The 19,307-nt window shown below is 64.6% G+C and carries 19 protein-coding genes, 1 tRNA gene and 1 pseudogene; 9 read left to right on the top strand and 12 right to left on the bottom strand.

The features are described 5' to 3' along the window. Both ACIP0B_RS23805 and ACIP0B_RS23800 read right to left on the bottom strand, forming a co-directional pair. A pseudogene (locus ACIP0B_RS23805) lies at positions 1 to 940 on the bottom strand (hypothetical protein); the annotation flags it as partial. Between the two features lie 161 nt (positions 941 to 1,101). Further along, positions 1,102 to 2,025: a LysR substrate-binding domain-containing protein gene (locus ACIP0B_RS23800; protein ID WP_400836547.1), complete on the bottom strand. Its 924-nt coding sequence runs from the start codon at positions 2,023 to 2,025 to the stop codon at positions 1,102 to 1,104. Between the two features lie 217 nt (positions 2,026 to 2,242). Here ACIP0B_RS23800 and ACIP0B_RS23795 point away from each other — a divergent pair, with 217 nt between their 5' ends. Continuing rightward, positions 2,243 to 2,644 (top strand): helix-turn-helix domain-containing protein, encoded by a 402-nt coding sequence (locus ACIP0B_RS23795; RefSeq protein ID WP_400836545.1) that lies wholly within the window; start codon positions 2,243 to 2,245, stop codon positions 2,642 to 2,644. Positions 2,645 to 2,651: 7 nt separating this feature from the next. Here ACIP0B_RS23795 and ACIP0B_RS23790 read toward each other — a convergent pair whose 3' ends face one another. Beyond that, the gene (locus ACIP0B_RS23790; protein WP_400836543.1) at positions 2,652 to 3,221 is read right to left on the bottom strand and encodes a flavodoxin family protein; all 570 of its coding nucleotides are present in this window, start codon (positions 3,219 to 3,221) and stop codon (positions 2,652 to 2,654) included. A gap of 323 nt (positions 3,222 to 3,544) precedes the next feature. On the opposite strand from ACIP0B_RS23790, the gene ACIP0B_RS23785 reads away from it, so the two are divergent. After that, positions 3,545 to 6,439: an ATP-binding protein gene (locus tag ACIP0B_RS23785; RefSeq protein ID WP_400836541.1), complete on the top strand. Its 2,895-nt coding sequence runs from the start codon at positions 3,545 to 3,547 to the stop codon at positions 6,437 to 6,439. On the opposite strand, the gene ACIP0B_RS23780 is transcribed toward ACIP0B_RS23785, so the two are convergent. Both ACIP0B_RS23780 and ACIP0B_RS23775 read right to left on the bottom strand, forming a co-directional pair. Continuing rightward, a complete protein-coding gene (locus tag ACIP0B_RS23780) occupies positions 6,401 to 7,873 on the bottom strand; it encodes an ATP-binding protein (protein WP_400836539.1) in 1,473 nt (490 codons plus the stop codon). The genes ACIP0B_RS23785 and ACIP0B_RS23780 overlap by 39 nt on opposite strands. A gap of 90 nt (positions 7,874 to 7,963) precedes the next feature. Further along, the gene (locus ACIP0B_RS23775) at positions 7,964 to 8,914 is read right to left on the bottom strand and encodes a GlxA family transcriptional regulator (RefSeq protein ID WP_400836537.1); all 951 of its coding nucleotides are present in this window, start codon (positions 8,912 to 8,914) and stop codon (positions 7,964 to 7,966) included. A 214-nt stretch (positions 8,915 to 9,128) separates the two neighbouring features. Between ACIP0B_RS23775 and ACIP0B_RS23770 the strand changes: the two genes are divergently transcribed. Further along, complete coding sequence (locus ACIP0B_RS23770) at positions 9,129 to 9,851, top strand: pirin family protein (RefSeq protein WP_400836535.1); 723 nt, start codon at positions 9,129 to 9,131, stop codon at positions 9,849 to 9,851. A 44-nt stretch (positions 9,852 to 9,895) separates the two neighbouring features. On the opposite strand, the gene ACIP0B_RS23765 is transcribed toward ACIP0B_RS23770, so the two are convergent. Both ACIP0B_RS23765 and ACIP0B_RS23760 read right to left on the bottom strand, forming a co-directional pair. Beyond that, positions 9,896 to 10,711, bottom strand: a complete 816-nt coding sequence (locus tag ACIP0B_RS23765; protein ID WP_400836533.1) for a hypothetical protein — start codon at positions 10,709 to 10,711, stop codon at positions 9,896 to 9,898. 229 nt (positions 10,712 to 10,940) lie between these two features. Continuing rightward, positions 10,941 to 11,816, bottom strand: a complete 876-nt coding sequence (locus tag ACIP0B_RS23760; protein ID WP_400836531.1) for a LysR family transcriptional regulator — start codon at positions 11,814 to 11,816, stop codon at positions 10,941 to 10,943. Positions 11,817 to 11,927: 111 nt separating this feature from the next. Here ACIP0B_RS23760 and ACIP0B_RS23755 point away from each other — a divergent pair, with 111 nt between their 5' ends. From ACIP0B_RS23755 to ACIP0B_RS23735, 5 genes are all read left to right on the top strand, one after another. Beyond that, positions 11,928 to 13,148 (top strand): YbfB/YjiJ family MFS transporter, encoded by a 1,221-nt coding sequence (locus ACIP0B_RS23755; RefSeq protein ID WP_400836529.1) that lies wholly within the window; start codon positions 11,928 to 11,930, stop codon positions 13,146 to 13,148. 45 nt (positions 13,149 to 13,193) lie between these two features. Beyond that, a complete protein-coding gene (locus ACIP0B_RS23750) occupies positions 13,194 to 14,192 on the top strand; it encodes an NAD(P)H-quinone oxidoreductase (RefSeq protein ID WP_400836527.1) in 999 nt (332 codons plus the stop codon). 111 nt (positions 14,193 to 14,303) lie between these two features. Next, positions 14,304 to 15,248 carry an alpha/beta hydrolase gene (locus ACIP0B_RS23745; protein WP_400836525.1) on the top strand — a complete coding sequence of 315 codons (945 nt, stop codon included), beginning with the start codon at positions 14,304 to 14,306 and terminating at the stop codon, positions 15,246 to 15,248. A gap of 49 nt (positions 15,249 to 15,297) precedes the next feature. Continuing rightward, a complete protein-coding gene (locus tag ACIP0B_RS23740) occupies positions 15,298 to 15,885 on the top strand; it encodes a hypothetical protein (RefSeq protein WP_400836523.1) in 588 nt (195 codons plus the stop codon). 156 nt (positions 15,886 to 16,041) lie between these two features. Further along, positions 16,042 to 16,455, top strand: a complete 414-nt coding sequence (locus ACIP0B_RS23735) for a VOC family protein (RefSeq protein ID WP_400836521.1) — start codon at positions 16,042 to 16,044, stop codon at positions 16,453 to 16,455. Positions 16,456 to 16,510: 55 nt separating this feature from the next. Here ACIP0B_RS23735 and ACIP0B_RS23730 read toward each other — a convergent pair whose 3' ends face one another. Together ACIP0B_RS23730 and ACIP0B_RS23725 are read right to left on the bottom strand one after the other, a co-directional pair. Next, the gene (locus ACIP0B_RS23730; protein WP_400836519.1) at positions 16,511 to 16,840 is read right to left on the bottom strand and encodes a hypothetical protein; all 330 of its coding nucleotides are present in this window, start codon (positions 16,838 to 16,840) and stop codon (positions 16,511 to 16,513) included. A gap of 111 nt (positions 16,841 to 16,951) precedes the next feature. Beyond that, on the bottom strand, positions 16,952 to 18,178 hold the full coding sequence (locus ACIP0B_RS23725) for an RtcB family protein (RefSeq protein ID WP_400836551.1): 1,227 nt from the start codon (positions 18,176 to 18,178) through the stop codon (positions 16,952 to 16,954). Between the two features lie 128 nt (positions 18,179 to 18,306). On the opposite strand from ACIP0B_RS23725, the gene ACIP0B_RS23720 reads away from it, so the two are divergent. Continuing rightward, positions 18,307 to 18,513, top strand: a complete 207-nt coding sequence (locus ACIP0B_RS23720) for a hypothetical protein (protein WP_400836517.1) — start codon at positions 18,307 to 18,309, stop codon at positions 18,511 to 18,513. Between the two features lie 121 nt (positions 18,514 to 18,634). Here the strand turns inward: ACIP0B_RS23720 and ACIP0B_RS23715 are convergent. The 3 genes from ACIP0B_RS23715 to ACIP0B_RS23705 all read right to left on the bottom strand — a co-directional run. Continuing rightward, positions 18,635 to 18,711, bottom strand: a tRNA-Pro gene (locus ACIP0B_RS23715). Between the two features lie 89 nt (positions 18,712 to 18,800). Then, positions 18,801 to 19,157: a MerR family transcriptional regulator gene (locus ACIP0B_RS23710; protein ID WP_085577450.1), complete on the bottom strand. Its 357-nt coding sequence runs from the start codon at positions 19,155 to 19,157 to the stop codon at positions 18,801 to 18,803. Further along, a partial coding sequence (locus ACIP0B_RS23705; RefSeq protein ID WP_400836549.1) for an HU family DNA-binding protein occupies positions 19,138 to 19,307 on the bottom strand: 170 nt, incomplete at its 5' end. The genes ACIP0B_RS23710 and ACIP0B_RS23705, both read right to left, overlap by 20 nt.

Raw genomic sequence — 19,307 nt, 5'->3', positions numbered from 1 at the left:
TGACGATGACGTCGTTGAGTTTGAAGTTGGTCGCGTCGGCCCACACCTGAAGGTCAAGGTCTTCATCGCCGAGGGTATCCAGGTCCAGCACGTTGCCGTTGGCCTGCTTGACGATCGGCGCCTCCAGCCGCGAACTGCCGGTGTCCACCACCAGGCGGGTTTCCCGGCACCAGTCCTCGGCGGCGTTGTTGACCAGGTCATGCAGGGTGAAGGTCACGGCCAGGCCCTCGGGGCCCGAGTCGCCGGCCTCGAGGATCGCCGCCGGGCTGACGTGGACGGTGAGGGGGTTGTTGGCCGGGTCATCGACCTGTGCCTGGGTCACCGGCGCCGACCTCACCAGCACGCCGCCCCAGCTCAGGGTCACCACGTCGCCCACGGCCATGTTGGGGTAGACGGGCTTGGCCGGGCGGCCCGGCTTGGCCTTGATCACGATGTCGACGCCCTGGGCGGCGGCGTCCTTGTCGATGCCGCCGGCGACCAGTTCGGGGTCGATGTACTGGTACAGCTCCGAGTGCGCGCCTTCTTCCGGATCCAGGTCCTGGCCGCCGGGCAGCTCCAGCTTGACGTAGAGCCTGACCGGCGGCGAGAAGGGCTCTGGCGCCTGGCTCAGGCGGGTGACGGTGTAGCTCAGGGTGTGCGCGCCGCTGGTGATGCGCCCCGGCGGCACCCACAGGGTGACGCGCTGGCCGACCTCGCTGGCCTGGGTGATCGTGTGCTGGTCCACCTTGCCGTTGTCGAAGTCTATTACGACGGAGTCGCCAACCTGCATCCCGCTCCACTCCAGGACGTGCACCTTCATGCCCTTGTCGGGGAAGTTGTCCTTCGCGGCGGCGCAGTTGATGCCCCAGGAGCCGTCCGGCAGCTGGGGCTCGGTGCGGCCGGGGATCTCGGGTTCGCGCAGGGCCAGGGGGGCGACGGTGCGCAGGGGCTGGATGAGCATGGCGGTGACTCCGGTGCGGGTGGGCGACGGGGTCATTTGAAGCCGGGGCGGGGGCAGTGGCTACTGTCATATCTGACAGGGGTGGGCGGGTTTCCGATGAGCGGCAGTCCGACAATTCGGCTTGACCGAGATGGAATCCTGAAGTGCCCAGGCCGGGCCACCTACACCACCGGAATGTCCAGCTCCGCCGACATGAACTGGTTGATCCGCGACCGGAGCCAGCGTTCCGCCGGATCGTTGTCATGCACCCCGCTCCACGCCATCGACAGTTGCGCCGCGTCGATGGGGAACGGCGGATCCTCGGCCCGCAGCGCACACCCTTCCACCAGCGCGCACGCCGCGTAGTCGGGCACGGTGGCGATCATCTCGGTGCCGGCCAGCAAGGCGCGCAAGCCGCTGAACTGCGGCACGCCCAGCACCACCCGGCGGGTGCGACCGACCTTGGCCAGATCCAGGTCGATGTTGCCGCTCAGATCGCCCGAGAACGACACCATCGCATGGGGCCGCGCGCAGTACTCGTCCAAGGTCAGCGGCCCCGGACGGTCGTCGCCGCGCAGCACCTTGCAGGGGATGTCGCGCAGTTTCTTGCGCTTGGCGTTGGCCGGCAGGTCCGTGGTGTAGCTCACGCCCACGGAGATTTCCCCGGAGGCCAGCAGCGTCGGCATCAACAGGTAGTTGGCGCGGCGAACCACCACCACAATCCCCGGCGCCTCTTCCTGCAACTGGCGCAGCAGCGGCGGAAACAGGCCGAACTCGGCATCGTCCGACATCCCGATGCGGAACACGTCGCAACTGGTGGCCGGGTCGAAGGCCTTGGCGCGGCTGACCGCGCCGCTGATCACGTCCATAGCCGGCTGCAGCTCGTCAAGAATCGCCAGGGCCCGGGCGGTCGGCTCCATGCCGCGGCCGTTGCGCAGCAGCAACGGGTCGTCGAACAGGTCCCGCAGGCGTCCCAGCGCCGCACTCACCGCCGGTTGGCCCATGAACAGCTTTTCGGCGACGCGGGTCAGGTTCCTTTCGAACATCAGCGCTTCGAAGATCACCAGCAGGTTCATGTCGACGCGGCGCAGATCGTTACGGTTCATGGACGTGTTTTCCTTATGGGGTCAGGCGCAAGTGCTGCGCACTTTACCCGAACGACGGTGACGGGCCATGCGCGTTTGCGGCGGAATTAACAACGTTTAACTCGTCAGCCTTCGCCCCGCCGCCGAACAATGAATCCCACTGCGCAGCGTTGTTTTTCGACCTGAGGGAAGGCGCTGACCGTGCGTTCCCCCCCCCCCCCCGACACGGATTCTGGCCATGGCTCACTCACAGCAAACGCTCGCCCGCGCCCCTGCCGGCGATGCGCACAAACCCCACACCGGCGGCCTCAGCCCGCAACGGGAACGGCTGGTCAAGCAGTTGATCCTCGAACGCCTGGACCAAAGCCTTGAAGTCACCGAACTGGCCCGCGCCTGTTCGCTGTCGCGCAGCCACTTTTCCCGCGCCTTCAAATGCAGCACCGGGCTCGCGCCCCAGGACTGGATCCGCGCCCAGCGCATCGCCCGGGCCAAGCTGCTGATCCAGCACACCGACCTGAGCCTGACCCAGATCAGCCTCGAATGCGGCTTCTGCGATCAGGCGCATTTCTGCCACATTTTCACCCGCAGCGAAGGGATCAATCCGTTCGCCTGGCGCTGCCGGGTGGTGAAGGGGCTCTGAGCCCGGCTCAACACGGCGCCATGCGCTGAGCCAGACGCGCCACGCGCTCGCCCAGGTGGGCGGCGGTGCGGCGGTCCTCCACCGGCGGCACCTGCTCGGGCGGCCGCTCGACGCAGGATTGGGACATGGCGCCCAACGAGCCGCCGAGCCGGTTCAACTGCCCGTCGAACGACCCTTCGCACGACCGCGCCGGCAACAGATCCAGCCCCACCCAGATCATCGAGTGCTGCGCGGCGAACACGGCCATTTGCTGGAGGGTGCCGAGCTTGTCGCCGCACAGGCTGCCGGAGTTGGTGAAGCCCGCCGCCAGCTTGTCGCGCCAGGGTCTGGCCAGATAGAACGCGGCCGTGGCCTCCATGAACTGCTTGAACGCCGCCGACACGCCGCCCATGTAGGTCGGCGCGCCGAAAACGATCGCATCGGCGCGGTGCAGCCATTCCCAATGTGCGTCGACGTCTTCCACGGCGATCAGCCGGCAGGTGCTGCCCGAGTGGCGCGCGACCCCCGAGGCCACCGCTTCGGCCATGACCCGGGTGTGCCCGTAGCCACTGTGATAGACCACCACCACTTCGCTCATCGCAGCGTCCTCCGGACGTATGCATTCCTTTGCCCGCAGTGTTGGGGCGAGGCCGGTCCGGGACGAGTTAATCGTTGTTAATTTTTTCCGGTCGTCGGGCGGGCCGGTGCAGGTTTCAGCCTTTAAATACAGTGGGTGCGACCCCGGATCGCTACCGGAGCCCTTCGCCAGCACATTGCGCTCGCGGGCAATCATGGGGAATATGCCTGGAAACGGCGGACTAGACGGCCGGCATGACCTGCCGGTCGCCACCCGCCCTGCCCGTCGCGTCTCCCTGGACGCGTCCGGACAGCATCACAAGAAAGCGGCACAGGAGTGAGCGGTTGAGTCTTTCCCCGGATCAGGCCATCGGTTTCGGCCCCTATCGGATCCACCCCGGCCAGCGGCTGGTGCTCGAAGGCGACCAGCCGTTGCGCCTGGGCCGGCGTGCGCTGGACATCCTGCTGATCCTGCTGGCCCACGCCGGCGAGGTGGTGAGCAAGCAGCGGCTGATCGCCGGCGTCTGGCCCGACAGCGTGGTGGAAGACATCAACCTGCGGGTGCACATGGCGGCCCTGCGCAAGGCGCTGGGCGACGGTCAGGCCGGGCAGCGCTACATCGTCACCGTGGCCCAGCGCGGCTACAGCTTCGTCGCGCCGGTCGTGCTGCAGGCCATCGACCATGCCCCCTCGCCGGGCGCCACCGGCCGGCACAACCTGCCGCTGCGCCGCACGCGGATGATCGGCCGCCAGACGCTGGTCGACAGCCTGATGACCCAACTGCCGCGCCAGCGCTGCATCACCCTGGTGGGCCCCGGCGGGATCGGCAAGACCACGGTCGCCCTGCGCGTCGCCGAACAACTGATCGGACGCTACCGGGACGGCATCCGCCTGCTGGACCTTGCGCCGATCAATGAGCCGCACCTGATCGGCTCGCACCTGGCCGGCCTGCTGGACCTGTCGCTGCACGACAACGACCCGCTGAGCCGGTTGACCGCCTGCCTGCGCGACCGGCACATGCTGCTGGTGATCGACAACTGCGAGCATCTGATCGACGCCGTGGCCCTGCTCAGCGAAGGCATCCTGCGCGGTGCGCCCCAGGTGCACATCCTGGCCACCAGCCGCGAAAGCCTGCGGATCGAAGGCGAGTTCGTGCAGCGCCTGGAATCCCTCGACTGCCCGCCGCCGATCGCCGTGCCCGACCTTGCGCAGGCCATGAAGTTTTCCGCACTGCAACTGTTCGCCGAACGGGCGATGGCCGGCCACGACAGCTTCGAACTGGGCGATGCCGACCTGCCGCTGGCCATCGAAATCTGCCGTCGGCTGGACGGCATTCCGCTGGCGCTGGAGCTGGCGGCGGCGCAAGTCGCCGGGCTGGGGCTCCAAGGCCTGCTGACGCAGTTGCAAGGCCGTTTGCCGACCGGGGAGCGGATCGGCCGGGATCGGCACCGGACCCTGCGGGCCACGCTGGACTGGAGCTTCAACCTGCTCAACGGCTGCGAACAGGCCTGCCTGCGCCGCCTCGGCGTGTTCCGCGGCGGCTTTACCCTGGAATCGGCAGCGGCCGTGATCGTCGGCCGGCACATCGAGCCTGCCCATGTGTTCGCCTCGGTCACGCAACTGGTGGCCAAGTCGCTGCTCAGCGTCGAGGTCGGCGATGAAGAGGTGTTCTATCGCCTGCTCGACACCACCCGCCGCTATGCGCTGGAGAAGCTCGACCACGCCCGGGAACTCGACCAGACCCGCGAACGCCACGCCGAACGCTGCCTGGCCCTGATGCATCAGGCCCAGAGCGACTGGGAAAACACGCCCACCGCCCTGTGGATCGAACGCTACGCCCGTGGCCTCGAAGACCTGCGCGCCGCACTGGACTGGGCGCTGAACGGAAAGGGCCCGCGGGAACTGGGCATACGCCTGGCGGCGACATCGGCGCCGCTGTGGCAGGAACTGTCGCTCCTGAAGGAGTACGGCACCCATGTGCGCCGGGCACTGGCGCTGCTCGCGTCCTGCGACACCCCCTTCCCGCGCCTGGAAATCGCCCTGAAACTGGCGCTCGGCAGCGCTTGCTACCACACCTTCGGCGGTACGCCGGAGACCATCGAAGCCTTCGTCAGCGCCCATGAGCTCGCCCGGACGCACGACGACATGGCCGGACAACTGCGTGCCGTGTCCGGGCACATGGCGGTCAATCTCAGTTGCGGCCATTACCGGCTGGCGCTGGAGCAAAGCGAGCAGTTCGAAAGCCTGGGCCTGCACGGCGATCCGCAATTGTCGTTGAGCACGCATCGGCTGCGGGTGCTCGCGCTGCATTACGCGGGTGACCAGCCCATGGCCCGGATCCACGCCGAACAGGTGATCCAGCGCATGGCCCACAGCGGCCACCGCAACCGCTTCACCCATGGCTTCGGCGTGCAGTACGACCAGAGCGTCGCATCGCTGACGGTGCTTGCCCGGGTGCTCTGGCTGCAGGGCTTTCCCGAGCAGGCCTGGCGCACGGCCCGGCAGGCGCTGGACATCGCCATCCAGATCGATCACGGCACGTCGATCTGCTACACCCTGGCCCTCGCCACTTGCCTCATCGCCCACTACAACGGCGACCGGCAGAACGCCCGCGCCCTCCTGCAACTGCTGCACGAACAGGCACAGAAGCATTCGGTGCTGCTGTTCCATACCTGGGCCCGGCAGTACGCGCAGGTGATCGACGCCGACACTGCCGTTGCCGTGCCGCCGGCCGACAGCGGACTGGTGCGGGAAATCATGGTGACGCTCGACAGCGGCTTCATCGACGACGCCCTGCTGGAGCGTGCGCAGAACGGTGCGGCGGGCTGGAGCACGGCGGAGATTCTGCGGGCACGGGCCGAGCAGCTGTTGCCTGGAGAGCCGCTGCGGCTGGACGGACGCCATCGCGAGCAGGCTCGCTCCCACAGGGGATCGGTGCATGCCCGACCCGGTGGGAGCCAGCCTGCTGGCGATGGCGTCGAGACAGACACGGCCAAGGCTGAAACGGCCGAAGCCATTCTGCTGCAAGCGCTGGACATCGCCCGGTCCCAAGGCGCGCTGGCCTGGGAGCTGCGCAGCGCCACTTCGCTGGCCCTGCTGTGGCAGCGTCAGGCGCGCTTTCGCGAGGCGCTGGATCTGCTGAGCCCGATCTACCGTCGCTTCACCGAAGGCTATGCGACACCGGACCTGCGCAAGGTGCGCCTACTGCTGGACGAGCTGCGCGGTCAAGCGGCGTCCTGACCCCTCTCGCGTGCGCCCCAGGTAACGAGCATGGCGCCGTTCGAGGTCAGCCGACTCGCCACTGTGCGCCAACTGCTCGCTGACGTAGCGACGGGTGGTGTTGAACATCCGGTAGCGCACGACCCCACTGCCCCGCTCCACCGCCAGCAGCGACTTGGCCGCCAACCGTTCGACCACCGCCGCCAGCATCGACGGCGGCATTTGCGCGCAGCTGATCACGGCCATCGCCGCATCCAGGGTGAACGCGGTCTTGAACACCGACAGGCGTTGCAGCACGCGCCGCTCCTGATCGCTCAGGTGCCGGCAGCCCCAGTCCAGCGCGGCGGTCATGGACTGATGGCGCGGCACCGCGGTGCGCCGGCCGAAACTCAGCAATTGCAGACCGTTGTCCAACTGTGCCTGCAATCCGACCAAGGCCAGCGCATCGATTTGCGCGGCCGCCAGTTCGATCGCCAGCGGCAAGCCGTCGAGCCGCCGGCAGATCTCGCGCACGGCCGCAAGATCCTGCTCTCGCAGATGGAAGCCATGCTGTCGCGCCCGGGCACGGCTGACCAGCAACTGCACCGCCGAAAACGCCATGGCTTCATCGACGCAGCCGCAGGCCGAAGCGCCGGGGACGGCCAACGGCGGCACTTGCTGCACGGTCTCAAGGTTGACCTGCAGCGCTTCGCGGCTGGTGACGAGGATCGACAGACGCGGGCCCGCCGCCAGCAGATTCTCCACCACGTTGCGGCAGGCTTCGCGCAGGTGGTCGCCGTTGTCCAGCACCAGCAGGGCATGGCGAGACATCAGCGTGGGGTAATCGGTTTCGAGGGTTCGCAGCAGGTGTTCGAGCAAGGGTGTGGTGTCGTCGATCAGCGACAGGTCCACCCGCCAGACCCCGTCACTGAAGTGTTGCAGCAACAGCTCCGCCACACGCAGGGCCACGGTGGACTTGCCGACGCCGGCAGACCCCGTCACCGTCATCAGACGGCACAGCGGCAGTTGTCGCACCATGCCGCCCACCAGCGAGTCACGACCGGTCACCGGCGTCAGCCGCGCAGGCAGATTGTGCTGAGGCGCCTGCAGGCTTTCGAACACCACCTGCGCAACGCTGTCGCCCTGCACCGGGGCGACGAAGCTGTAACCGCTCTGCGGCACGTTCACGATGTAACGCTGGCCGTTCTCGCCGTCCCCCAGCGCCCGGCGCAACGCCGCGATGTGCACCCGCAGGTTGATGTCCTCGACCACCGACGTCGGCCACACCAACGCAATCAGTTGCTCCTTGCTGACCACCCGACCGGCGCGCTCGACCAGCACTTGCAGGATGTCCAGCGCACGGCCGCCCATGCGCAACTGCCGATCCCCTTCGAGGATCAGCCGCTGGCGCAGGTGAAAGGCATACGGGCCGAACCGCAGGACCGATGCCGAGTTCAAATCGTTGGAGCTGTTCATGCCCCCTATCTTGGCAGGCCTCGATGACGGCACAACCGCGACGCAGGGCTCAGCACGGACATCCGGGTGCCCGTGACGGACAGAAGCGCCCTAGCTGAACTGTTCGCGGTACTGCAACGGCGTCAGGCCAAGCTTTTCGCCAAACAGCAGGCGCATGTGGCGCACGCTGCCGAAGCCGCTCTTGAAGGCCACGGTCTTCAGCGGCAGGTCACTGGTCTCCAGCAGATTGCGTGCGCAATCGATGCGCGCGTTCTGCAGGAACTCCATGGGGGTCATGTTGACCTCCCTGGCAAACACCCGGGCGAAATGCCGAGTGCTCATGTTCGCCAGACCGGCCATCCGTTCGACGCTGAAGGCTTCGTCCAGGTGTTCCAGCACATGGTTCTGCACCCGGGTGACCGGCGTCTCCTGGGGGGCCACCGCTGCCATCAACGGACTGAACTGAGCCTGCCCGCCCTGGCGCTTCATCACCACCAGCAGCACCTTGGCCACGTCCTGGGCGAGCTTCTTGCCGTGATCCCGGGCGACCACCGCCAAGGCCAGATCGATGCCGGCGGTGACCCCGCCGGAGGTGATCAGGTTGCGGTCCTCGACGTAGATCCGGTCGGTCGCGACGATGGCCTTGGGGAAGCCCTTGATCAGTCGCTCGGTGTAGTTCCAATGGGTGGTCACGCGGTAGCCGTCAATCAAGCCGGCATGGCCGAGCACGAACGCGCCGGTGCAGATGGAGCCGTAACACCCTGCCCGCCCCACCGCCCCCCTCAGCCAGGTCAACAGCGACGGCAGCTTCTCGTTGTAGGCGCCGGGGCCGCCCGGCACCAGCAGCAGGTCATAACGTTCGTTGTCGTCCTCGATGCACCGGTCGGTGTGCATCAAGACGCCATTGGATGCACGCAACGCCCCGCGCTCGGTGCCCAAGGTGGTCAACCGATAATGGTCCTGGGGCTTCAGGTAGCGGTTGGCCACCGAAAACACTTCGAGGGGGCCTGCCATGTCCAGCAGGAGAAACTCGGGAAACAGCACCATTGCCACGCTTTTCATGGGAGACACATCACTGAAATCTATGATTCGGCATAAGTTGCCGCATTTTGCCGCAGTACACCACGAGCGGCCTAATAGAAGCCGTGATCCGCAGCACAAAACTGTCAACTTGAACGGGACAGTATTTCAATTTTCACCTACTTATTGCTCGTTTCGGTAAACATTAATCTTCTCCTCAAGCGGACGAATCAACGTCCCGACAGGAGATTCCATCATGCTGACCCTTCGCAAAGCTTCCGACCGCGGGCTCGCCAACCATGGCTGGTTGAAGTCGTTCCACACCTTTTCCTTCGCCAGCTACCGTGACCCCCGCGAGCAGGGTTTCTCTGACCTGCTGGTGATCAACGACGACCGCGTCGCCGCCGGCAAAGGCTTCGGCCAACACCCGCACCGCGACATGGAGATTTTCTCCTACGTGCTCGAAGGCGCACTGGAACACAAGGACACCCTCGGCACCGGATCGGTGATCCGCCCCGGCGACGTGCAGTTGATGAGCGCCGGCAGCGGCGTGGCCCACAGCGAGTTCAACCATTCGGCGAGCAAACCTGTGCACTTTCTGCAGATCTGGATCGTGCCGGACGTCAGCGGCGCCAAACCCCGGTATCAGCAGGAGCACTTCAGCCCGCAGAAAAAACGCGGCCGGCTGCAACTGATCATCTCGCCGGACGGCGCCGACGGTTCGCTGAAGGTTCGCCAGGATGCACGGGTGTTTGCCGGACTGTTCGACGGTCGGGAAAGCGCCACACTGGAACTGTCTGCCAACCGCTATGCTTATGTGCATGTCGCTCGTGGCAGCATTGAGCTCAACGGCATGCAGTTGCAGGAAGGCGACGGCGTACGGGTTCGTGAAGAGCAGGCACTGACCTTGAGCAACGGTGTCGATGCCGAAGTGCTGGTGTTTGACTTGAGGCCCCAAGAGTTGCCGCAAATGCCTTGAGGCAAACGTTCAACGCCAAAACGGCCTTCATTTGAAGGCCGTTTTCATTGCTCCAGGGTGACCGGCACGGCAACCGGCACCGGTGCGCTGGCCTCCTTGACCGACTGAACCGCCGCCAGGGTCGTCTGTATCGCGACCATCACGTTGGCCTGGTTGGTGTAGATGGCCCCCACCAGAATGGCCACCCCCGCCAAAAACTGAACGGCAACCCCTGCCCAGTAGCTGGTTCTGAAACTGATCACTTGCCTTGCCGCTTCCTGGGCCCCTTCGGCAGCCTTGAGCGTCTGCTCGGCGATGAGTTCGAAGCGTTTGTCCCGTTCCAGTTGAGCCTTGTCGCGCTCCAACTGCGCCTTGTCTCGCTCCTGCTGCGCGACCTCCCGCGCCTTCTCTCGATCCTGCCGCGCCCGCTCCTGTGAGCTTTCCCGTTCCAGACGGGCCCTTACCTGTGCTGCCTCCCGTTCCTGCCGAGACGTTTCCTGCGCCGCCTCCCGTTCCTGCCGAGCCTTTTCTTGTGCCGCCTCCCGTTCCAGCCGAGCCTTTTCCTGTGCCGCCTCTCGTTCCAGCCGAGCCCTTTCCTGGGATCGCTCCCATCTTAACCGTGCCCGTTCCCAGGCTCGTTCCCGTTCCAACCGCGCCTTTTCCTGAACCCGTTCACGCTCCTGGCGGTTTTCCTCCCGGGCCCTTTCGCGCTCCAGGAACGCCTTGTCCCGCTCGGCCTGAACCGCGACGAACTCATCCAGTTTCGCGGACATGGATTCGATTCGGGCATCCATCCTGACTTCGATGGTCTCGATCCGGGCGTTGAACTCTTCTCGGGTGACGTGGTTCATGGAGTCGGTCTTGTCGGTGGTTCTGGGCATGTCACATTCCTGAAACGGGCTGATTTCCCTTGCAATCAATTCCACACCTCTGCGGCTATCAATTCGTCCCTGATTGATCACTTCAGGACGAGTCGCTTGCCTCGTCCGAGGTCTGGAAAACGATAGAGTCCGTCCAGAAAACCCACAAGCCGGCGAATTCCGCCATTAATGTAGGCAATGTCGCCACCCGACGTAGCTTTGCCAGGGCTGCGCACAAAGCACCTCCGCGTTACCCGTTCTCCGACGCAAACGCGTCCACGATCTGCTCGATCACCGCCCTGACCCGCGCCGTGTGGCGCAGATCCGCATGGGTCACCAGCCACACTTCGTAGGCCTGCGGCCGCGTTCGCTCCGGCCAGAGCCGGACCAATCCGTCCCGCTCCCCCATATAGACGGGAATTTCTCCTACACCGATTCCGGCGGCAATCGAACGCCGCACCAACAGACTGGAGCTCAGGCCCGCCACGACCCGACCACGGCCCACCGGCTCGGACACCAGCGTCAACTCCTTACCGGCCTTCACATAGGGCTGATACACCACCAGGTCATGACCCTCGAACCCGGAACCCGGCGACGGCACTCCACGGGCATCGACATAAGCCTGCGAAGCGAACAGCCCCACCGGCCAGCGCGCAATGCGCCGTGCAATGAGATCAGGATCGTCCGGTCGGGCGTTGCGCACGGCGATGTCCACTTCGCGTTTGGCCAGGCTGAGGAACTGCGTGGTGGCGTCCAGTTGCACGCGCACGTCCGGATGGCGCTCATGCAAACGGGCGATGGCCGGAATCAGAAAATCGATGGCCAGGGAATCGGTGGTGCTGACCCGGACATCGCCGCTCAACCGGTCGTCCAGCCCCTGTATCCGACGCTGCAGGTCCAGCGCCGAGCGCTCCATCTTCTCCACGGACAGGAGCGCCGCCTCCCCCAGCGTCGTCAAGGCGAAACCTTCGGAGGTGCGCAGGAAAAGCGTAGCGCCCAATGACTTCTCGAGCGCCGTGACGCGCCGTCCCACCGTGGCCTGATCAACGCCCAGGGTTCGCGCCGCGCCACGCAAGGTCGATTCCCGGCAAACCGCCAGAAACACCTTTGCATCATCCCAGTTCATACCTTGCCCCTTGGATGCATAAATGCATCACCTATCAACAAAATCGCTGCACATGCGCAGCAACCATAGTCGATATGCTGGGCGCCATAAACCTTCACAAGGAACGCCGCAATGCGCTCTTCGAATTCCCTGCCCGGTGCCCGCGACAACCGCCTGCAATGGCCGGTCCTGGCCGGACTCTGCGCCAGCCTGGTCGGCATCGGCCTGGCGCGCTTCGCCTACACCCCGCTGATTCCGGAACTGATCCGGGCGCATTGGTTTTCAGCCAATGACGCGGTCGGTCTCGGTGCGGCCAATCTGGTGGGTTATCTGATCGGCGCACTGTCGGGACGACCCATGGCGCGCCGCCTGACCAACCGCAACGCGCTGCGGCTGATGATGCTGGCGGTCAGCCTGGCATTCTTTGCCTGTGCGTTCCCGCTGTCGGTGGGCTGGTACTTCGGCTGGCGCCTGCTGTCGGGAATCGCCGGCGGCGCGATCATGGTTCTGGTGGCCGCCACTGTCCTGCCCCATGTGCCGGCAGAACGCAAAGGACTGGCCAGCGGTGCGATCTTTCTCGGCATCGGCCTCGGCATCGCAGGATCGGGAACGATTGTGCCGCCCCTTCTGGGCCTGGGCCTGCAAGCGACCTGGCTGGGGCTTGGAGCCTTGTCGCTGCTGCTCACGGCCTTGAGCTGGTTTGGCTGGCCGTCCGAACCCTCGTCCTGCGGCACGGGGAGCGCCGAGGCGTCGCCAGCCGCCCCGCTGCCCAAAGGTGTCTACCTGCTGTTTGCCCAATACGCGTTCATGGCCGCCGGGCTGGTGCCGGCCATGGTGTTCCTGGTGGACTACGTGGCCCGCGGACTCGGGGCCGGGGCCCCTGCCGGCGCGTTCGTCTGGATCATGTACGGCCTGGGCGCAATCCTCGGCCCGGTGAGCCACGGGTTCCTGGCCGACCGCCTCGGCGCACGCACGGGCATTCGCCTGGTGCTGGCGGTCCAGGCCATCACGCTCGGGCTGTTGAGCGTCAGCCATTCGGTCGTCGCCCTGGCTTCGCTGGCCGTGCTCCTCGGATCGTTCCCGCCCGGCATCGTGCCGCTGGCGCTCGCAAGGGTGCATGAACTGGTGCCGGGGCACGACCTTCAACAGACCGCCTGGAGCCGCGCCACCGTTTCGTTTGCCACTTTTCAGGCGCTGGCCGGATTCGCGTCATCGGCGCTGTTCAATGCCAGCGGAGGCAACCATGTGTTGCTGTTCCTGACGGCCGGCGGCGCATTGGCGGTGGCGCTGCTGCTGGAGCTGGCCGCGCGACGCTTGCCATCCTCCATTGGGCGCCAGCGCTGCCTGAGTTGAGCGACACCTTTTATCCATCCCCCCAATCCTTGCGAGGCGCCGGACATGACCCTGCCCACTGAAATGACCCGAATCGAGATAACCCGCTCCGGAGGCCCGGAGGTCCTGCAACCCAGACGCGTGCCGTTGCCGGCCGCAGCGGAAGGCGAAGTGCTGATCCGAGTGCATGCCGCCGGCATCAACCGCCCGGATGCCCTGCAGCGGGCCGGCCTGTATCCGATGAGGCCAGGAATGAACCCGATTCCCGGACTGGAAATATCCGGGGAAGTCGTCGCGCTCGGTGCCGGTGTCGACACCTTCGCCATCGGCGACAAGGTCTGCGCCCTGACCAACGGCGGCGGCTACGCCGAATTCTGCGCCGTGCCTGCGGGCCAGACGCTGCCGGTTCCCGAGGGCCTGGACTGGGTGCAGGCGGCGGCGATCCCGGAAACGTTCTTTACGGTCTGGGCCAACCTGTTCGGCCTCGGCGGTGCGCGCCGGGGCCAGCGGGTGCTGATCCACGGCGGCACCAGCGGCATCGGCACCACCGCGCTGATGCTCTGCCGCGAGCTGGGCATCGAAGCCTTCGCCACCGCCGGCAGCGCCGACAAGTGCACGGCGATCCGCGACCTGGGCGGTGAGCCGATCCATTACCGCGAGCAGGACTTCCCTGCCGTCATCGCCGAAAAGACCGCTGGCCAGGGCGTCGACGTGATCCTCGACATCATGGGCGGTTCGTACCTCAACGCTAACCTTCAGGCGCTGGCGATGGACGGACGGCTGGTCATGCTCGGTTTCCTCGGCGGCGCCCGGGCCAACGACGTCGACCTGCTGGCGATCCTCGCCAAACGCGCGGTGGTCACCGGCTCCCTGTTGCGCGCCCGCACCGGCGAAGAGAAAGCAACCATCGCCGGACAATTGTGCGAGCACCTCTGGCCGATGCTCGCGGCCGGGCGCTGCGTGCCGATCATCGACAAGGTCTACCCGCTCACCGAAGCGCACCTGGCCCACGCACACATGGAGACCGGCGACCACATCGGCAAGATCGTCTTGAAGGTGGCTTGAGCCGCGAAGCATTTTGCAATCGTCGCAGGTGCTCGGTGGTCGAAATTCTCGCGCACGGATCAAGGCATCTGGTACAAAGCGTTCTTTGTCCGCACCCCGGTGAAACGTTTAATGCCCCTTGCCTTCATGACGCGCCTGCGACGCCCTCGCCTGCTGTTCGCCTGCCTGGCCGCCCTGATCATCGGCCTGCCGGCAAGCTGCACTGTGCTCGGGCACGCCGAACGCAAGCTGCTGTTCCGCATCGAGCCAGGCACGGCCGGCTGGTATCACGGCCTGCCCGACAGCGTGCAGGAACTCGACCTGCAGCCGAAGCGCTTCAAGGCCGGGCAGAGCATCCATGCCTGGTGGTGGCCGGCGGAGCGGGCCAATGCACCGGCGATCCTCTATCTGCACGGCGTCCGCTGGAACCTGACCGGACAACTGTTCCGCATCGAACAACTGCGGGCCGCAGGCTACTCGGTGCTGGCGATCGACTACCGGGGCTTCGGCAAAAGCCTGGGCGACCTGCCTTCGGAAAGCAGCGTCTATGAAGATGCCCGAGTGGCCTGGGAACGCTTTCAACTGCTGCAGCCCGACCCGAACAAGCGCCTGATCTACGGGCATTCGCTGGGCGGCGCGGTGGCCATCGACCTGGCTGCCGAACTGGGCCGCAACGCAGCCAGGGATCACACGCCTTTGCCGGTCCGCGGATTGGTCGTCGAGTCCACCTTCACGTCGCTGGCGGATGTCACCGCTGCCGTGGCCGGCACTTCATTGCCGGTACGTTGGGTGCTGTCGCAGAAGTTCGACTCCATCGACAAGATCGCCGACATCCACATGCCGCTGCTGGTGGTTCACGGTCAGGCGGACGCGTTCGTGCCGCCCCGGTTCAGCGAGCAGCTGTTCGCCGCCGCCCGGCAGCCCAAACGGCTGTTGCTCGTGCCAGGCGGCACGCACAACAACAGCATGGCGCTGGGCGGGCAGAACTACCGCAAGGCCATCGATGCCTTGATGCAAAGCAAGCCGGCGGCACAGGTCGCCGGATCGGCGGCAGGACAAAACGCCCGGGACTCCTGAAGCCCGGCTTGGCATACTGCCGCCCCCAAAATCACGAAAAGGACTGCGTGTGCTGCCCCGCCCGAATGCCCTATGGCTTTACTATCCGATCTGCTGGCTCGCCCTGCTTGCCCTGATGGCGCACATCGCCTTTTATGACTGGAGCCTGATCACGCCCATCGACGTCACCGGCACCTTCATGGGCGGCATGGGTGGGCAACTGTTCGCTACCGGCTGGCTGGTCGCAACGTCAGGGCTGCTGCTGGCCATGCTGCTGCGCCTGCCCGGCTCGACCGTCGCCTGCATCGGCGCCGGGCTTCTGCCGCTGACCATCGGTGCCTGGTGGCTGGTGAACTACCCTGAAGATTCCGACAACCTCATCTACAGCACCAGCCCGCAGGAAATCAAAATCGCCATGCTCATCGGCGTGGGATTCTTGCTGCTGGGCGCGTTTCTGCGCTCGCGCGGCGCCCCCTCACTCTCCCGATTCAAAGTGATTGCCCGCAGCGGGGTGGCGATTCTGCTATCGATCCTCTTCATCAGCGTGCCACTGATGGTCGCCAAGCAACGCTCGCTGCCGCATTGCGCGTTCGACAAGGAGGGGCAGCAACTGACCGTGTGCCTGAGCGACGAAGATGAACGGGTGATCGTGGACTGAACGTTTCCGGGATAAGCCCGACGCCGTCCATGCGCAAAACATCTTGAAAGACACTGCCGCTCCCGATGTCCAAGGCTTTGCTAAGGTTCAAGCGTCGAACGCGCTGCCGGGTGAACAATCACCGCCGCCCGCGTTTCAACTTCCGGGAGCACCACCATGAAAATCAACCCTTACCTGATCTTCAACGGCGACTGCCGCGCCGCCTTCACGTTTTACGAGCAATGCCTGCAAGGCAAGCTTGAAGCGATGATGTCATTCGGCGAGACGCCTGCCGCCGAACACGTGCCCAAAGAACATCACCACCTGATCATCCATACCTGCCTGAAGGTCGGCGACCAGATGCTCATGGCCTCGGACACCACCCCGGATCGCCCGACCCCGGGCATGAGCGGCTGCTCGGTGTCCCTGAACGTCGACAGCGTTGCCGAGGCGGAACGGGTCTTCAACGCGCTGGCCAAGGACGGACGTATCGATATGCCGCTGGACGCGACCTTCTGGGCCGCACGCTTCGGCATGCTGACGGACCGTTTCGGCGTGTCGTGGATGGTCAACTGCGAAAGCGACAAGTGACGTTTCACAGGCGTCAGACATGAAAAAGCCCGCCCCCTGAGGGCGGGCCTTGTGTTCAGCGTTGCGCCAGCTCATGCCGCACGCATTGCTCGTAATAGGTCTGCTTGACCGCCGCCGGCTTGAGGCGGGAGGTGCTGTTGTAGGTCTGCTCGGTGATGCCCATGGCGGTCATCCGCATCCAGGGCTGCTGGAACTTGCGGACCTGCAAGCGTTTGCGCGCGCCATACAGGGAAATCCCCGACAGTTTCGATTGCTGCGCCCCTGCGGCGATGTCCGAGCCCCAGACGCATGCAAAACGATGACTCTTGCTCAGTTCTTTCGCTTGAGCCCCGAGCGCGAGGGCAGCCAGGGAAAGCGTTGCAACGGTGATGACAATCGTCCGCATATAGCCAACCTAACCTTTTGAAAAAAGGTGAGTTTGCCGATACGGACATCATCCGGGGGCCAGCAGTTTGCCGTCTGGTGGCACTTTGTATGCAAACTGAACGGTCAGCCGCTATCCCTTTACGCACACCACCTGACGCAACGTGTGCAGCACTTCCACCAGCTCACGCTGCGCGTGCATGACAGTGTCGATGTCCTTGTAGGCCATTGGAATCTCGTCGATCACGTCCGCATCCTTACGGCACTCGACATGAGCGGTGGCGCGAATCTGATCCGCGACGGTAAACGTGTTCTTGGCCTTGGTTCGACTCATGATGCGGCCTGCGCCGTGGCTGCAGGAGCAGAACGACTCTTCGTTGCCCAGACCGCGCACGATAAAGCTCTTGGCCCCCATCGACCCGGGGATGATGCCCAACTCCCCCTTCTTTGCCGACACTGCACCCTTGCGGGTGATCAGTACGTCTTCACCGAAATGCCGTTCCTTCTGCACATAGTTGTGATGGCAGTTCACCGCTTCCAGGGCCACCTCAAACGGCTTGCGGATGATTTTCCGGGTCGCACGGATCACCGCATCCATCATCATGGCGCGATTCTGCCGGGCGAAGTCCTGCGCCCAACCCACCGCCTCCACGTAATCGTCAAAGTGCCGACTGCCTTCCTCGAAGTACGCCAGATCACGATCCGGCAGGTTGGCGATGTGCTGACGCATGTCCGCCTGTGCCATCTGGATGAACAGATTGCCGATGGCATTACCCACCCCGCGCGAACCGCTGTGCAGCATGAACCAGACCCGGTCGGCCTCATCCAGACACACTTCAATGAAGTGATTGCCGCTGCCCAGCGTGCCGAGGTGGTGACGGTTATTGGTACCGGCCAGCTTCGGGTACTTGTCGGTAATCACCTTGAACCGTGGAAACAACGCCGCCCAGGTCTGGTCTGCCTGTTGCGGAACCTGATCCCAGGCCCCTTTGTCGCGTCTCGATCGGGTCAGGGTTCTGCCGTGGGGGACTGCTTGCTCGATGGCATTGCGCAGGCCGTGCAGGTTGTCCGGCAGATCGGCGGCCGTCAGCGAGGTGCGCGCGGCGATCATGCCGCAACCGATATCTACCCCGACCGCCGCCGGAATGATCGCGCCGACCGTGGGAATCACACTGCCGATGGTCGAGCCCTTGCCCAGGTGGACATCCGGCATCACGGCCAGATGCTTGAAAATGAAGGGCATCCTTGCGGTGTTGAGCAGTTGCCGTCGCGCCTCCTCCTCCACCGGGACACCCTCCGTCCACAGTTTGATCGGCTTGCCATCGGCGACTTCCAGCAGTTGGTAGGTATGTTCTTTCATCGTCTTCATTCTTCGTTTCGTCACCCGGCCGGGCTCAAGCCTTATGCCCCCCGGAAGCAGCAGTCTCCCTCCTGCGTGGGGCTAAGATAGACTGCTCCAGACACCCTCCTGCATACAGAGTTGTATCAATGCCAAAGAAACATCCGGAAAGCAAAGCAGCGACCGCTGCCGAAATTGAACGCTCTATCCAGGCCTTGAACAAGATGGCTGAGCGTCTCTGGGGGGACGGCCGGGAAGCTGAGGCGAAAGCCCTGCTGGATGCCTTGGATGCGCTGAACCGTGCCTTGGACCGAATCAGGATCGGAGAAAGCCGCAAGGTGGTGACGCTGCACTGAGCTTGGTTGGGGTAGTGGGAAAAACGAGGGGCATTTTGCGGGGTTTTTACGCGGTCACGCAAAAGTCCCTGCGCATGAAAAAGCCGAACTGGTGAAAGTTCGGCTAAGTCATTGAAAAATATGGTCGGGACGGAGTGATTCGAACACTCGACCCCTAGCACCCCATGCTAGTGCGCTACCGGACTGCGCTACGCCCCGACTAGGCGTGAATCTCGTTCCCCTTCTCGAGGAACGCTCAAGAATATATCGCAAGCTTTTGAAAACTGGAAGTATTTAAAAGCAGGAATTTATTGCTTGAGCACCACCAGTACATCTTCAAGCTCGGCGATCATCTGGCGGATCATCTGTTTGTACTGCGTGGTGTCGTCTTTGGCTTCATCGCCGGACAAACGTAGACGCGCACCGCCGATGGTGAAGCCTTGGTCGTAAAGGAGTGCGCGGATCTGCCGGATCATCAGCACGTCCTGGCGCTGATAATACCGGCGGTTTCCGCGCCGCTTGACGGGGTTCAGCTGAGGAAACTCCTGCTCCCAGTAACGCAGCACGTGCGGTTTCACCGCACACAGCTCGCTGACTTCACCGATGGTGAAGTAGCGTTTGCCTGGGATGACGGGAAGCTCGTCGTTATGACTTGGTTCCAGCATAAGCCTCAACTCGGGCCTTCAACTTCTGCCCTGGACGAAAGGTGACCACACGGCGAGCCGTGATCGGGATTTCTTCCCCCGTTTTCGGGTTGCGGCCAGGCCGCTGGCGTTTGTCCCGAAGGTCAAAATTGTCGGGTTTCGGCAATTTTG

The sequence above is a fragment of the Pseudomonas sp. NPDC089534 genome (assembly GCF_044749305.1).
Taxonomy (GTDB): domain Bacteria; phylum Pseudomonadota; class Gammaproteobacteria; order Pseudomonadales; family Pseudomonadaceae; genus Aquipseudomonas; species Aquipseudomonas ekonensis.
Note: the sequence above shows the minus strand (reverse complement) of the source record. Positions and strands in the feature narration are given on the sequence as shown.

Bases quoted from the DNA above. Each gene is read 5' to 3' on its own strand.
- ACIP0B_RS23800 (WP_400836547.1), bottom strand. From the start codon at position 2,025: ATGAACCGTAACGATCTGCGCCGCGTCGACATGAACCTGCTGGTGATC.
- ACIP0B_RS23795 (WP_400836545.1), top strand. From the start codon at position 2,243: ATGGCTCACTCACAGCAAACGCTCGCCCGCGCCCCTGCCGGCGATGCG.
- ACIP0B_RS23790 (WP_400836543.1), bottom strand. From the start codon at position 3,221: ATGAGCGAAGTGGTGGTGGTCTATCACAGTGGCTACGGGCACACCCGG.
- ACIP0B_RS23780 (WP_400836539.1), bottom strand. From the start codon at position 7,873: ATGAACAGCTCCAACGATTTGAACTCGGCATCGGTCCTGCGGTTCGGC.
- ACIP0B_RS23775 (WP_400836537.1), bottom strand. From the start codon at position 8,914: ATGAAAAGCGTGGCAATGGTGCTGTTTCCCGAGTTTCTCCTGCTGGAC.
- ACIP0B_RS23770 (WP_400836535.1), top strand. From the start codon at position 9,129: ATGCTGACCCTTCGCAAAGCTTCCGACCGCGGGCTCGCCAACCATGGC.
- ACIP0B_RS23765 (WP_400836533.1), bottom strand. From the start codon at position 10,711: ATGCCCAGAACCACCGACAAGACCGACTCCATGAACCACGTCACCCGA.
- ACIP0B_RS23760 (WP_400836531.1), bottom strand. From the start codon at position 11,816: ATGAACTGGGATGATGCAAAGGTGTTTCTGGCGGTTTGCCGGGAATCG.
- ACIP0B_RS23755 (WP_400836529.1), top strand. From the start codon at position 11,928: ATGCGCTCTTCGAATTCCCTGCCCGGTGCCCGCGACAACCGCCTGCAA.
- ACIP0B_RS23750 (WP_400836527.1), top strand. From the start codon at position 13,194: ATGACCCTGCCCACTGAAATGACCCGAATCGAGATAACCCGCTCCGGA.
- ACIP0B_RS23745 (WP_400836525.1), top strand. From the start codon at position 14,304: ATGCCCCTTGCCTTCATGACGCGCCTGCGACGCCCTCGCCTGCTGTTC.
- ACIP0B_RS23735 (WP_400836521.1), top strand. From the start codon at position 16,042: ATGAAAATCAACCCTTACCTGATCTTCAACGGCGACTGCCGCGCCGCC.
- ACIP0B_RS23730 (WP_400836519.1), bottom strand. From the start codon at position 16,840: ATGCGGACGATTGTCATCACCGTTGCAACGCTTTCCCTGGCTGCCCTC.
- ACIP0B_RS23725 (WP_400836551.1), bottom strand. From the start codon at position 18,178: ATGAAAGAACATACCTACCAACTGCTGGAAGTCGCCGATGGCAAGCCG.
- ACIP0B_RS23720 (WP_400836517.1), top strand. From the start codon at position 18,307: ATGCCAAAGAAACATCCGGAAAGCAAAGCAGCGACCGCTGCCGAAATT.
- ACIP0B_RS23710 (WP_085577450.1), bottom strand. From the start codon at position 19,157: ATGCTGGAACCAAGTCATAACGACGAGCTTCCCGTCATCCCAGGCAAA.